This is a genomic window from Microbacterium sp. ProA8, from assembly GCF_039905635.1.
GTDB lineage: Bacteria > Actinomycetota > Actinomycetes > Actinomycetales > Microbacteriaceae > Microbacterium > Microbacterium chionoecetis.
Map to the genome: position 1 here is coordinate 2,802,858 of NZ_CP157000.1, position 13,211 is coordinate 2,816,068.

Genomic DNA, 13,211 nt, shown 5'->3' on the forward strand with positions numbered 1-13,211 from the left:
CCGCCGGCGCGCGGCCCCGCCGATCCCCTGTCTCGCCGAACCAAGGGATTTCCGACGAGACCCGGGGCATCGCCCCCGGTCTCGCCGCGAATCCCCTGTCTCGCGGAGAGAATCTCTGGCTGGGCGGGCGAATCCCGTCAGTCCTCGAACGAGCCGTACGCCTCGAGCGTGTTGGCGGCGACCTGGGCGCAGAACTCGTCGAGATCGACGTCGAGCTCGGCGGCCATGAACCGCACGGTCACCGGCACGAGATACGGCGCGTTCGGACGCCCGCGATGCGGGATCGGCGTCAGGAACGGGGCATCCGTCTCGACCAGGATCCGCTCGCGCGGCGTCACCACGAGCGCATCGCGGAGGTTCTGGGCGTTCTTGAAAGTCACGTTGCCGGCGAACGAGAGGTAGTAGCCGCGCTCCGCGGCGATGCGGGCCATGGCGTCGTCGCCCGAGAAGCAGTGGAAGACGGTGCGCTCGGGCGCGCCGACGCGTGCCAACGTCTCGAGCACGGCGTCGTGGGCGTCGCGGTCGTGGATCTGCATCGCGATGCCGTGCTTCTTCGCGAGTCCGATATGCGCCTCGAAGCTCTCGAACTGGGCGGGCAGACCCTCTTCGCCGGTGCGGAAGAAGTCCAGCCCCGTCTCGCCGATGGCCCGCACGCGCGGTTGCGCCGCCAGCTCGTCGATGACGGCGAGCGCCTCGTCCAGCCGGCCGGCGGCCGCGTACGCGGGCGCTTCGTTCGGGTGGATCGCGACGGCCGCCAGCACGCGGGGATGGGATGCCGCCGCCCAGGCCGACCAGCGGCTCGACTCGATGTCGCCGCCGGCCTGCACGACGCCGACGACCCCGACCTCGCCGGCGCGCTGGAGCTGCTCGTCGAGCGACAGGCCGACCTCGCCGTCCTCGATCTCGAGGTGGGCGTGGTTGTCGTAGACCGGCACCGCCAACGGCTCCGGGGCGTCGGGGTAGGTGACGTCCCGCGATCCCTTCTCGCGGGTGCGGACGTACTGCGAGGGGTCGGAGCCCTCCGCCGGATACGGGACCGCGGTGGTCGCTTCACTCACTGACGTGTCCCACTTTCTCGCGCTCTTCGGTCCCGGACGCCGGCTTTTCGGGACATGACGGCGCGGAATCGGGACATGGATGGGGGGGCGGGGTCAGACCGACTGCTCGACGCGCGGGAACAGCGGCGCCAGGCCGTTCACCGACGTGCCGGGCTTCAGCACTCCCCAGGCGCCGGCCTCGCGGATGCGCTGGTCCTGAAGGCGCCCGATCGACTCGGCGGCGCCGAGCGCCACCCACAGCTTCTCGGTCGATTCGGGCATGACCGGCGACAGCAGCACCGCGAGCGCCCGCAGGCCCTCAGCCGCGGTGTACAACACGGTGCCGAGACGCTCGCGCTGGGCCTCGTCCTTGGACAGCGCCCACGGCTCGTTCTCGGTGATGTACAGATTCAGCGCGTCGACGATCGTCCACACCGAGCTGATCGCCTCGTCGATGCGGAAGCGCTCGATCGCGGCGTCGGCGGCGGCCGCGGCATCCGCCACCGTCTTCTGGATGTGCAGATCGGCCGCGGTGTAGTCGGAAGGCGGCGGCACGACGCCCTCGAAGTAGCGCTCGACCATGGCGGTCGTACGCGAGGCGAGGTTGCCGAAGCCGTTCGCGAGCTCGGCCTGGTAGCGGGCCGAGAGGTCCTCCCACGAGAACGAGCCGTCCTGACCGAACGCGATCGCCGACAGGAAGTAGAACCGGTACGCGTCCGAGCCGAAGACATCGGTGATCTCGGTGGGCGCGATGCCGGTCAGCTTCGACTTCGACATCTTCTCGCCGCCGACGAGCAGCCAGCCGTGCGCGAACACGCCGCGGGGCACCTCGAGGCCGGCGGCCATGAGCATCGCCGGCCAGATCACGGCGTGGAACCGCAGGATGTCCTTGCCGACGATGTGGTACGCCGGCCAGCGGCGGGCGAACTCCTCGGGGTCGGTGCCGTACCCGATCGCCGTGGCGTAGTTGAGCAGCGCGTCGACCCACACGTAGATGACGTGCGACTCGTCCCACGGCAGCGGGATGCCCCAGTCGAACGCGGAGCGCGAGATCGAGAGGTCCTTCAGCCCGTTCTTGACGAACGAGACGACCTCGTTGCGCGCCGACTCGGGGCGCACGAAGTCGGGCACGCCCGAGTACAGCTCGAGGAGCTTGTCCTGGAACTCGCTGAGCTTGAAGAAGTAGTTCTTCTCCTGGAGCAGCTCGAGCGGCTTCGAGTGGATCGCGCAGACCTTGAGGCCCTCGAACGCGCCGGTGCCGTCGACGATCTCGGACTCGGGCTTGAACTCCTCGCAGCCCACGCAGTACAGCGCCTCGTACTCGCCGGCGTAGATGTAGCCGCGGTCGTAGATCGCCTGCACGAACTGCTGCACGCGCTCCTCGTGGCGCTGCTGCGTCGTGCGGATGAAGTCGTCGTTGGCGACATCCAGCGTCTGCAGCAGCGGGAACCAGGCCTCGGTGACGAGCTTGTCGACCCACTCCTGCGGCGTGACGCCGTTCGCCGACGCGGCGCGCATCATCTTCTGACCGTGCTCGTCGGTGCCCGTCAGCATCCAGGTGTCGTCGCCCGCCTGGCGGTGCCAGCGCGCGAGGGTGTCGACCGCCACGGTGGTGTAGCCGTGGCCGATGTGGGGCACGTCGCTCGGATAGTAGATCGGCGTCGTGATGTAGAAGGACGAGGGGCCGGAAGTCACCCGACGAGTCTAGTTCGACGGGATGCCGCCGCCGCCGCTGTGACCGGACGCCGTCGTCGAGGGTCGCGGCAGGGGCCGGATGTAACACTCGGGCGCTCGTGCACGGCGAACCCCCGCCACATCAGGCGCTCTCGCGCACCACGAGGGTCGTCGGCAGCGTGACAGGCCCCGGGCGTGCACCCGCGATGACGTCGAGGAGCTGCGCCACCATCTCGCTGCTGAGGCGTTCCCACGGCTGGCGCATCGTGGTCAGCGGAGGCTCGTGCGTGGCGGCCAGTCCGGAGTCGTCGAAGCCGGCCACTGCGATGTCGTCGGGAACGCGGAGGCCCGCCCGGCGCAGAGCCGCGACGGCACCGGCCGCCATGAGGTCGCTGGCGGCGAAGACGGCGTCGATGTCGGTCGTGCGCTCGAGCAGCCGCGCCATGGCGACGGCACCGGACTCCTGGCTGTAGTCGCCCTCCTCGACCAGCTCGGGGTCGAAGTGCTCGCCCATCTCCTCACGGAAGCCCACGAGGCGGAACTTCCCGCCAGGGGTGTCGTGAGGGCCGGCGATCATGGCGATGCGCTCATGCCCGCGGCTGCGCAGGTAGCGGGTCATCTCGCGCGCAGAGCCGATCTCATCGACCGACACCGTGGGCACCTGTGTCTCGTGACCGAGCGGGATGCCACAGCACACGGTCGGCACGCCGGCCGCCAGGAGCTCGTCCACGAGCGGGTCGGCCTCGTGCGATGAGATCAAGAGCACGCCGTCGACGTGGCCGGTGCTGACGAAGTGCGCGACGTTCGCGCGCTCGGCCGGAGTACCGGCGACCAGGAGCACGAGCGTCATCGACCGCTGCGCGAGCGCCTCGGCGGCTCCCCGCAGGAGGAGCGCGAAGGTCGGATCGTCGAACAGCAGATGCTGCGGCTCGGTGAGCAGGAACGCGAGGGAGCCTGCCCGTCCCGTGGCGAGGCTGCGGGCCGCGTGGTTGGCGGTGTAGCCGGTGCGGCGGATGGCTTCCTCGACTGCCGCGCGTGCGTCGGGCGAGACCCAGTGGCCGCCGTTGATGACGCGCGAGACGGTGCCGCGCGAGACGCCCGCCACCGCGGCGACGTCGCGAATCGTCGGTCTGCGCCGCACGGCCGTCGTCTCGTCCACGACCAGCGACTCTACCCCCGTGCGACGGCGCAGGAGCGCCGACACGATCATGACTGTGACCGGTCACAGTTGCGTAACGCTTCCCGCCGCAGCCCGTCATCGATCGATCGGCTCGGGTAGAACTGTGACCGGTCACAGTCGGCGCCGTCCGGACGACCGCCCCGAGCTGCAGACCGTTCCTGCACCCGACCCGATGGAGTGTCCATGGCATCGCCCGACCGCTGGCCCGAGATCCGGGGAATCGCCTATGGCGGCGACTACACCCCCGAACAATGGCCCCGCGAAGTGTGGCGCGAGGACGTCGCACTCATGCGCGTGGCCGGGGTCAACCTGGTCAGCGTCGGGATCTTCACCTGGGCGCTCCTCGAGACGCGTGAGGGCGTCTTCGATTTCGCGTGGCTCGACGAACTGCTCGACCTGCTGCACGAGAACGGCATCGCGGTCGACCTCGGCACCCCCACCGCCTCTCCCCCGGCCTGGTTCTTCGCCGAGCATCCGGATGCCCGCGTGGTGACGCGCGACGGCGTCACGATGGGCTTCGGCGCCCGCGGCATGGCATCGCACTCTTCTCCCGCGTACCACGCGGCGATCGTGCGCATCGCGTCCGCGCTCGCCGAGCGCTACGGCTCGCACCCCGCCGTCGTCATGTGGCACGTGCACAACGAGTACGGCGTGCCCGTCGGGGAGGACTACTCCGATCACTCGGTGCGCGCCTTCCGCGTGTGGCTGCGCGAGAAGTACGTCTCGCTCGAGGCGCTCAACACCGCGTGGGGAACGACCTTCTGGGGCCAGCACTACGGCGAGTGGGACCACATCGGCGCCCCCGCCGCGGCGCCGTCGGTCGTGAACCCGGCGCAGCGCCTCGATTTCGCCCGCTTCACCGACCACCAGCTCCGCGCCTGCTTCCGCGCCGAGCGCGATGCTATCCGCGCCCACGCCCCGCAGCCCGTCACCACGAACTTCATGGCCAACCAGAGCTGGACGACCGACCTGTGGGCCTGGGCCGGCGAAGTCGACATCGTCTCGGACGACCACTACCTCTGGGCGGCCGATCCGGAGGGCGAGATCGGGCTCGCGATCGCGGCCGACCTGTCGCGCTCCGTCGGCGGCGGGAAGCCCTGGATCCTCATGGAGCACTCCACCTCGGCCGTGAACTGGCAGCCCCGCAACGTCGCCAAGCGTCCCGGTGAGCTGGCCCGCAACTCGCTCAGCCACCTCGCACGCGGGGCGGATGCGATCCTCTTCTTCCAGTGGCGCGCGTCACGCTCGGGCGCCGAGAAGTTCCACTCGGCGATGATCCCCCACGCCGGAACCTCGTCCCGCGTCTGGCGGGAGGTCGTCGAGCTCGGTGCGGCGCTCGGACGCCTCGACGAGGTGCGCGGTGCGCGGGTGGCGGCGGATGTCGCGATCCTGTGGGACTTCGAATCGTTCTGGGCCCAGGACCTCGAGTGGCGGCCGTCGGTCGAGCTGTCCCACGCCGAGCGCATCCGCACGTTCTACGAGCGCCTCTGGCGCGACGGCATCACCGTCGACTTCGCACTGCCGGGCCATGACCTCTCGAGCTACAAGCTCGTGATCGCCCCGGCGCAGTACCTGCTCAGCGCCGACGACGCCGCGAAGCTGACGCGCTACGTCGAAGCCGGCGGCACGCTCGTCGTGTCGTTCTTCTCCGCGATCGTCGACGAGAACGACGCCGTGCATCCGGGCGGTTTCGTCGCGCCGCTGCGGGAGGCCCTCGGCGTCGTCGTCGAGGAGTTCCTGCCCCTTCGCGAAGGCGCGCGCCACGCCGTGCGATGGGACGGCTCCACCTCCGCGACTCTCGTCGCGGACGCGTGGCAGGAGGACCTCGTCCTCGACGGCGCCGACGTCCTCGCCACCCACGTCGACGGTCCGGGCGCCCGCAAGGCGGCGGTCACCCGGCACGCGCACGGCACCGGGCACGGCTGGTACATCAGCACCCGATTGGATGCCGCCGGCCTGCGCACCGTCATGTCGGACGTGTACGCGGATGCCGGCCTCTCCCCCTCGGGGCTTCCGGACGGCCTCGAGCTGGTCGTCCGCCGCGGCGACGGCGCGGACTACGCGATCGCGATCAACCACCGCGATGACGACGTTCCGCTCGCCGTGTCCGGCGTCGAGCTGCTGAGCGCCCAGGACGTCGATGGCGAGCTCGTCGTGCCCGCCGGCGGCGTCGCGGTCGTCCGCACCCCGCTCCCGCACTCCGGGGGAGGTGGTTCCGCCAAGAGCGGCAATCCCTAGTCTCGCCTGGTTCCGGGATGCCGTCTCAGCGAGATCGTCGACACACACAGCAGCACCCCATCCCGGGCAATGACATCAACCGGTCGTGACGGCGCGACCCACGAGAGCAGCGCCGCCTCGACCACTTCCTGGAAGGAACATCATGCGCAAGCACATCGGCACCGGCATCGCGGTACTCGCGACCGCGGCACTCCTGGCGGGTTGCAGCTCAGCCGGCGAGGACACCGACTCCGGCGAGCAGGCGATCGACGGCGAAGGCCAGACGCTCACCATCTGGGTCGACGAGAACCGCGAGCCCGCGGTCGAGGCCGCGGCGGCGACGTTCGAGGAGGAGACCGGCGCGACCGTCGAGTTGGTCCAGAAGAACTTCGACGACATCCGCAACGACTTCATCGCACAGGTGCCCACCGGCGACGGCCCCGACATCACCGTGGGTGCGCACGACTGGCTGGGCGCGCTGGTCGCGGCCGGCGTCGTCAACACGATCGACCTCGGTGACAAGGCGAGCGAGTTCGAGCAGGTCGCCATCGACGCCATGACGTACGAGGGCCAGCTGTACGCCCTGCCGTACTCGCTCGAGACCCTCGCCCTGATCCAGAACGTGGATCTGGTGGGCGAGGAAGCGCCCACCACGTGGGACGAGATGATCGAGGTGGGCCTCGCCTCCGGCGCCGAGCGTCCGTTCGTGATCAGCACCAACGGCCAGACCGGCGACGGCTACCTGATGTACGGCTTCCAGACGTCGTTCGGCGCCCCGGTGTTCGTGCAGGACTCATCGGGCTCGTACACCACCGAGGTCGGCATGGGCGGCGCGGCCGGCGAGGCGTTCGCGACGTGGCTCGGTGCGAACGGCGAGGCCGGCACCGGCTACATCTCCACGACGGTCGACTACGCGATCAACAACGAGCTGTTCAACAGCGGTGCGGCGCCGTTCACGGTGCAGGGTCCGTGGGCGATCGGCGAGTACACCGACGTGAACGTCGCGGTGAACCCGATCCCCTCCGCCGGTGGCGAGGAGGCGGCACCGTTCGTCGGCGTGCAGGGCTTCTACCTCAGCTCGCAGAGCGAGAACACACTGCTGGCCAACGAGTTCCTCGTAAACTACCTCGGCACCGAAGACGCGCAGCGCGCACTGTACGAGGCAGACCCGCGCATCCCGGCGTGGTCGACCCTGGCCGAGGAGGTCGCGGAGGACCCGATCATCGCGGGCTTCCTCGCCTCGTCGCAGGCCGGCGTGCCGATGCCGTCGATCCCCGAGATGGGATCGGTGTGGGACTACTGGAACGCCGCCGAGTCGCAGATCATCACGGGCCAGGACCCGGTCTCGACCTGGAACACGATGATCACCGAGCTGTCGGCGGCCGTCGCGGGCTGACTCTCCTCGCGGTCCCGGGGCGCGGACGCGTCCCGGGATCGCACCCCACCACCCCACACACGCTCGCGGTCGAACAGGAGAACAGATGTCGGTGAAGGAAGCGGAAGGTCAGGTCTCGCCCCCGAGCGATGACCGCACCCCGCGACGATCGGGCGAGTCGCACGCGCGCGGATGGCGCGGGGTGGGATGGGGCTTCATCGTCAAGCTCATCCTGGTCGCGCTCGTCAACGCGTTCGGCGTGATGGTCGTGATCTCGGCGTTCCGGGTCGAGTCGTGGTTCATCCTCGGCGCGATGATCGTGCTGGTCGCCGCGGTCGACGTGGTCTACTTCACCAGGCGCGCGCTGCCTCTGAAGTACCTGCTGCCGGGCCTCATCTTCCTGCTCGCCTTCCAGGTCTTCATCTTCGGCTACACGGCGTACATCGCCTTCACCAACTACGGGACGGGTCACGCAGGCACCCAGGAGCAGGCGGTCGAGGCGGCTCTGATCCAGGGTGAGCGCCGTGTCGAGAACAGCCCCACCTATCCGCTCGCCGTCGTGGAGCGCGGACTCGGCGAGCTCGGCTTCGCGATCAACGACGACGGCACGGTGCTCGTCGGGTCGGAGCTCGAGCCGCTGAGCGAGGTGGGCGAGATGGGCGCGGGCGCGCCGACCGACGTCCCCGGCTGGACGATCGTCGAGCGCAGCCGGCTGCTGTCGGACCAAGCGCTGCAGCAGACGGTCATCGATCTGCGCGTCCCGGTCTCAGACGACCCGAACGACGGCTCGATCCGATCGCGCGACGGGTCGAGCGGCGCGGTGTACGAATCGACGCTCGTCTGGGACGAACAGGCCCAGACGATCACCGACACCACCGACGGCACCGTCTATCACGCGACCGACCGCGGCAGCTTCGTCGCCGACGACGGCTCGAGCCTGCCCGCCGGGTGGTTCGTCGGCGTGGGCTTCGACAACTTCGTCAAGATCTTCACCGATCCCCGGCTCGCCGAACCGCTCCTGCTGGTCGCGGCGTGGACCTTCGTCTTCGCGATCCTGTCGGTGCTCGTCCCCTTCGCGCTCGGGCTGCTGTTCGCCCTCGTGTTCAACGACCCGCGTGTGCGCGGCCGCAGGGTGCTGCGGACGCTGTTCATCCTCCCGTACGCGTTCCCGGTGTTCCTCTCGGCGCTCGTCTTCCGCGGCATGTTCAACGCCGAGTTCGGCGTGATCAACGACCTGTTCTTCTTCGGCGCGAACATCAACTGGCTGGGAGACCCGTGGCTCGCCCGGTTCGCCGTGCTGTTCGTGAACGTCTGGCTGAGCTTCCCTTACTGGTTCCTGGTGTGCACGGGCGCCCTGCAGGCGATCCCGACCGACGCCCTCGAGGCCGCCGAGATCGACGGTGCGGGACGGTTCCGCCGCTTCTGGTCGATCATCCTGCCGCTGCTGCTCGTCTCGACCGCTCCGCTGGCGATCGCCTCCTTCGCCGTCGGCTTCAACAACTTCACGGTGATCTACCTCTTCAACAACGGCGGTCCGCCCATCCCGGGCGCGCCCTACGGGCTGGGCTACACCGACATCCTCATCTCGGCCATCTACGACATCTCGGGCGTCTCCGGCGGCGCGGCCGACTTCGGGCTGGCCAGCGCACTGGCGATCGTCGTGTTCATCGTGGTGGGCGTCATCGCCGCCATCTCGTTCCGTCAGACCCGTCGCCTGGAGGAGTTCCAATGATGTCCAGCCAGACCGCGACCACCACCGTGCCGACGAAGGCCGGGGCCTGCCGCGACCGCACCCGGGCACGGCGACGTCGCTGGCTCGTCGAGGTGGGGTGGAAGTACCTCTTCGCCGTCGTCATCGTCTTCTACGCGGCGTTCCCGCTCGTGTACACCCTGTCGGCGGCGCTGAACCCGCGCGGCACTCTGTCCGCGGCATCCGGGCTGTTCAGCAGCCTCAGCCTCGACAACTTCGCCGGCCTCGCCGACACCCGGTACTGGACGTGGATGGGCAACTCGCTCATCATCGCGATCGTCACGTCGATCGGGTCGGTGCTCATGGGTGCCGCGGCGGCGTACGCGTTCTCGCGGTTCCGCTTCTCGGGGCGCCGAGCGAGTCTGTCGGGCCTCCTCATCATCCAGATGTTCCCGCAGGCCCTCGCGTTCATCGCGATCTTCCTGATGCTGCTGGCGCTCGGCGAGGTCATCCCGGCGCTCGGGTTCAATTCGAAGATCGCGATCATCTGCATCTACTTCGGCGGCGTGCTCGGCGCCAACACGTTCCTCCTGTACGGCTTCTTCAACACCGTGCCGATCGAGATCGACGAGTCGGCCAAGATCGACGGCGCGACCCATGCGCAGATCTTCTGGCGTCTGATCTTCCCGCTCGTCACCCCGATCCTCGCCGTCGTCGCGCTGCTGTCGTTCATCGCGACCTACTCCGAGTTCCTGATCTCGCGGATCGTGTTGACGAGCGAGGACCAGTGGACACTCGCCGTCGGGATGTACGGCTGGGTGTCCGATCAGCTCACGGCGAACTGGGGCCTCTTCACCGCCGGCGCAGTGCTGGGTGCGATACCGATCCTCGTACTCACGCTGCTGCTGCAGCGCTACATCGTCGGCGGCCTGACCTCGGGCGCCGTCAAGGGCTGACAGGCCCTCTTTCCCCACCTCCCTCAACGAAGCAGGAGAACACCATGATGCGTCTCTTCCACCGCCGCCCCGTGCGGTCCACACTCGCCGCTGTCGCGGCATCCGTCATCCTCGTCGCGGGCCTCGCCGTGGCGGGCGCGGCCGCTGCCGACGAAACCGACGGGCCGGTGGACGCCGGCATCTTCGTCGACAAGGTCGAAGGTCTCGCCGACGACTTCGCGATGGGCGTCGACGTCTCCACCGTGCTCTCGCTCGAGGAGAGCGGCGTGGTGTTCCGGGATGCCGCGGGGCAGCCTGCCGACCTCTTCGACGTGCTCGCCGACAACGGCGTCAACTCCGTGCGCATCCGCGTGTGGAACGACCCGTACGACGCCGCGGGGCGAGGCTACGGCGGCGGCACCGTCGACGTCGATCGCGCCGTCGAGATCGGGCAGCGTGCCACCGGCGCGGGGCTGGACGTGCTCGTCGACTTCCACTACTCGGACTTCTGGGCCGACCCCGGGCGTCAGCTCGCGCCGAAGGCCTGGGAGGCGCTCACCGACGCCGAGACCGTGACGGCGCTGCACGACTTCACCGCCGACGCGCTCCAGCGCTTCGAAGACGCCGGCGTCGACGTGCGCATGGTGCAGATCGGCAACGAGACCAACAACGCCATCGCGGGCCACACCCGGCCGGGTCGGGAGATCGACGCGCAGTTCGCGGCGCTGATCTCGGCCGGCAGCGCCGCCGTCCGGGAGGTGCTTCCCGACGCGCTCGTCGCGGTGCACTTCACCAATCCCGAGACGGCGGGCCGGTATGCCACTTACGCGGCGGGCCTGGCGTCTTTCGGTGTCGACTACGACGTCTTCGCGAGCTCGTACTACCCCTACTGGCACGGCGGCATCGACAACCTCACCGCGGTCCTGTCGGACATCGCCACGTCGTACGGCAAGAAGGTCATGGTCGCCGAGACCAGCTGGGCACGCACGCTGGAAGACGGCGACGGCTACCCGAACGTCATCGGCGCCGGCGGCACCACCGATCAGTACCCCGTGAGCGTGCAGGGGCAGGCGTGGGAGCTCCGCGACGTGATCGCGGCGGTCGCCGCCGTGGGCGAGGCCGGAATCGGCGTGTACTACTGGGAGCCGGCGTGGCTTCCCGTCGGCCCGGCGTCAGAGTTCGAGGCCAACCGCGTGCTGTGGGAGCAGTTCGGCTCGGGCTGGGCGACGAGCGCCGCGAGCGACTACGACCCGGTCCACGTGGGCGAGTACTACGGCGGGTCGGCGTGGGACAACCAGTCGCTGTTCGCGTGGGACGGCACCCCGCTCGAGTCGCTCAAGACCTTCCAGTACGTGCGCACCGGGGCCGTCGCGCCCCGCGAGATCGTCTCGATCCAGGAGGTGACGCTCAGCGTCGTCGACGGCGCGCCGATCGAGCTGCCCGCTGCCGTCGCGGTCCAGTTCAACGACGGCACCACCGAGCACCACGGCGTGCAGTGGAGCGACGCGGCCGCGTGGATCCGCGGCCCCGGCCGGTACGAGATTCCCGGACGGACCGACAGCGGGCTCGCGGTCACGGCGAGCGTGACCGTGGAGACGGCGAACTTCGTGGTGAACCCCGGATTCGAAAGCGCCGACATGAGCGCGTGGTCGCTGACCGCGCCCGCCGCCCGCACCGAGACGGCCGACGCATTCGCGGGCGACTACGCAGTGACGTTCTGGAACGGCGCCGCGTACCAGACGTCGGCGACGCAGACCCTCACCGGTGTTCCGGCGGGCACCTACGTGCTGCAGGCGACGACCCAGGGCACGAACAGCCCTGCGACCGATACGCGCACCCTCCGTGCGACCACGTCGGAGGGATCGTGGAGCGCACCGCTGGAGTTCACCGTGTGGAACGACTTCCGCACCGCCGAGGTGCCCGGGATCGTCGTGGGAGCCGATGGCGTGGTGGAGATCGCCGCAGAGTTCTCCCTCACGGCCGGAGCCTGGGGTGTGCTCGACGAGGTGCGACTCGTGGAGGCCGCCTCGACCGGCGGCGGCGATGTCGACACCGCCTCACTGGAGCGCGCACTCGCGGCGGCGGCATCCGTCGATCGCGAGCGGTACACGGACACCTCGCTCGCGCGGCTCGATGACGCCGTCGCGGTGGGCGAGGTCGTCCTCGCCGGTTCCCAGGCCACGGCCGCCGATGTGAAGGCGGCCACCAAGCTCGTCGACAAGGCGGTGAGCCAGCTGAAGAAGGCGAAGTCGTAGACCGGCGCCGCTACCCGCGTGCGGACAGCGCGGCCTGATACAGCTCGCGGCTGGAGTGTCCGGTCTCACCGGACACTTCGGCCGCGGCGGCCTTCAGCCGGGTGCCGTCGCGGACGAGCCCGAGCACCTGCGTGACGGCGTCGGCGAAGGGCACCTCGCGCGCGGGCGCGCCTTCGACCACGATCACCAGCTCGCCGCGGACGCCCGCCTCGGCCCAGGCGGCGAGGTCGGCGAGTCCGCCGCGCGCCACCTCCTCGTGAAGCTTCGTCAGCTCACGGCAGACGGCGGCCCGACGGTCGGCGCCGAAGGCGGTCGCCATGTCGGCCAGCGTCGCCGCCGCGCGCGAGGGCGCCTCGAAGAAGACCATCGTGCGGGGCTCGGACGCGAGCCCCCGGAAGGCCGCGGCGCGCTCCCCCGGCTTGCGCGCCACGAATCCTTCGAACGTGAAGCGGTCGGTCGGCAGCCCCGATACGGCGAGCGCGGTGACGACGGCGCTGGGTCCGGGGATCGCGGTCACCTCGACGCCCGCGGCGGCCGCCGCTGCGACCAGGCCGTAGCCGGGGTCGCTCACCGTGGGCATGCCGGCGTCGCTCAGCACGAGCACGTCCTGGTCGCGGGCGAGCTCGACGAGCTCGGGTGCCCGCTCCTTCTCGTTGTGGTCGTGGAGCGCGATCAGTCGCGGGCGGTTCGCGATGCCGAGGGCGGCCAGCAGCCGCTGCGTCGTACGGGTGTCCTCGGCGGCGATGACGGTCGCCTCGGAGAGGGCTTCGACGAGGCGGCGGGACGCGTCCCCGAGGTTTCCGATCGGGGTCGCCGCGAGGATGATCACGCCCTCAGCCTAGACTTGG

9 protein-coding genes are annotated in these 13,211 nt (G+C 69.9%); 5 read left to right on the forward strand and 4 right to left on the reverse strand.

The genetic code is table 11. The annotated features are described in order from the left end of the window. Positions 1 to 137: 137 nt before the first annotated feature. From ABG085_RS12580 to ABG085_RS12590, 3 genes are all read right to left on the reverse strand, one after another. Positions 138 to 1,058 (reverse strand): TatD family hydrolase, encoded by a 921-nt coding sequence (locus tag ABG085_RS12580; protein ID WP_347976072.1) that lies wholly within the window; start codon positions 1,056 to 1,058, stop codon positions 138 to 140. Positions 1,059 to 1,151: 93 nt separating this feature from the next. Next, complete coding sequence (gene metG, locus ABG085_RS12585) at positions 1,152 to 2,732, reverse strand: methionine--tRNA ligase (protein WP_347976073.1); 1,581 nt, start codon at positions 2,730 to 2,732, stop codon at positions 1,152 to 1,154. 121 nt (positions 2,733 to 2,853) lie between these two features. Beyond that, positions 2,854 to 3,870: a LacI family DNA-binding transcriptional regulator gene (locus tag ABG085_RS12590; RefSeq protein ID WP_347976074.1), complete on the reverse strand. Its 1,017-nt coding sequence runs from the start codon at positions 3,868 to 3,870 to the stop codon at positions 2,854 to 2,856. Positions 3,871 to 4,074: 204 nt separating this feature from the next. On the opposite strand from ABG085_RS12590, the gene ABG085_RS12595 reads away from it, so the two are divergent. The 5 genes from ABG085_RS12595 (at position 4,075) to ABG085_RS12615 (ending at position 12,363) form a co-directional block, all read left to right on the forward strand. Continuing rightward, complete coding sequence (locus ABG085_RS12595) at positions 4,075 to 6,129, forward strand: beta-galactosidase (protein WP_347976075.1); 2,055 nt, start codon at positions 4,075 to 4,077, stop codon at positions 6,127 to 6,129. A 142-nt stretch (positions 6,130 to 6,271) separates the two neighbouring features. After that, entirely contained in the window at positions 6,272 to 7,504 is a 1,233-nt protein-coding gene (locus tag ABG085_RS12600; RefSeq protein ID WP_347976076.1) for an extracellular solute-binding protein, read from the forward strand. 85 nt (positions 7,505 to 7,589) lie between these two features. After that, the gene (locus ABG085_RS12605; protein WP_347976077.1) at positions 7,590 to 9,215 is read left to right on the forward strand and encodes an ABC transporter permease subunit; all 1,626 of its coding nucleotides are present in this window, start codon (positions 7,590 to 7,592) and stop codon (positions 9,213 to 9,215) included. Further along, complete coding sequence (locus ABG085_RS12610) at positions 9,215 to 10,129, forward strand: sugar ABC transporter permease (RefSeq protein WP_347976078.1); 915 nt, start codon at positions 9,215 to 9,217, stop codon at positions 10,127 to 10,129. The genes ABG085_RS12605 and ABG085_RS12610 overlap by 1 nt, the downstream gene beginning before the upstream one ends. A 44-nt stretch (positions 10,130 to 10,173) precedes the next feature. Continuing rightward, the gene (locus ABG085_RS12615) at positions 10,174 to 12,363 is read left to right on the forward strand and encodes a glycosyl hydrolase 53 family protein (RefSeq protein ID WP_347976079.1); all 2,190 of its coding nucleotides are present in this window, start codon (positions 10,174 to 10,176) and stop codon (positions 12,361 to 12,363) included. 10 nt (positions 12,364 to 12,373) lie between these two features. On the opposite strand, the gene rsmI is transcribed toward ABG085_RS12615, so the two are convergent. Further along, positions 12,374 to 13,192 carry a 16S rRNA (cytidine(1402)-2'-O)-methyltransferase gene (gene rsmI / locus ABG085_RS12620; RefSeq protein WP_347976080.1) on the reverse strand — a complete coding sequence of 273 codons (819 nt, stop codon included), beginning with the start codon at positions 13,190 to 13,192 and terminating at the stop codon, positions 12,374 to 12,376. Positions 13,193 to 13,211 lie beyond the last annotated feature (19 nt).

Bases quoted from the DNA above. Each gene is read 5' to 3' on its own strand.
- ABG085_RS12595 (WP_347976075.1), top strand. From the start codon at position 4,075: ATGGCATCGCCCGACCGCTGGCCCGAGATCCGGGGAATCGCCTATGGC.
- ABG085_RS12600 (WP_347976076.1), top strand. From the start codon at position 6,272: ATGCGCAAGCACATCGGCACCGGCATCGCGGTACTCGCGACCGCGGCA.
- ABG085_RS12605 (WP_347976077.1), top strand. From the start codon at position 7,590: ATGTCGGTGAAGGAAGCGGAAGGTCAGGTCTCGCCCCCGAGCGATGAC.
- ABG085_RS12610 (WP_347976078.1), top strand. From the start codon at position 9,215: ATGTCCAGCCAGACCGCGACCACCACCGTGCCGACGAAGGCCGGGGCC.
- ABG085_RS12615 (WP_347976079.1), top strand. From the start codon at position 10,174: ATGATGCGTCTCTTCCACCGCCGCCCCGTGCGGTCCACACTCGCCGCT.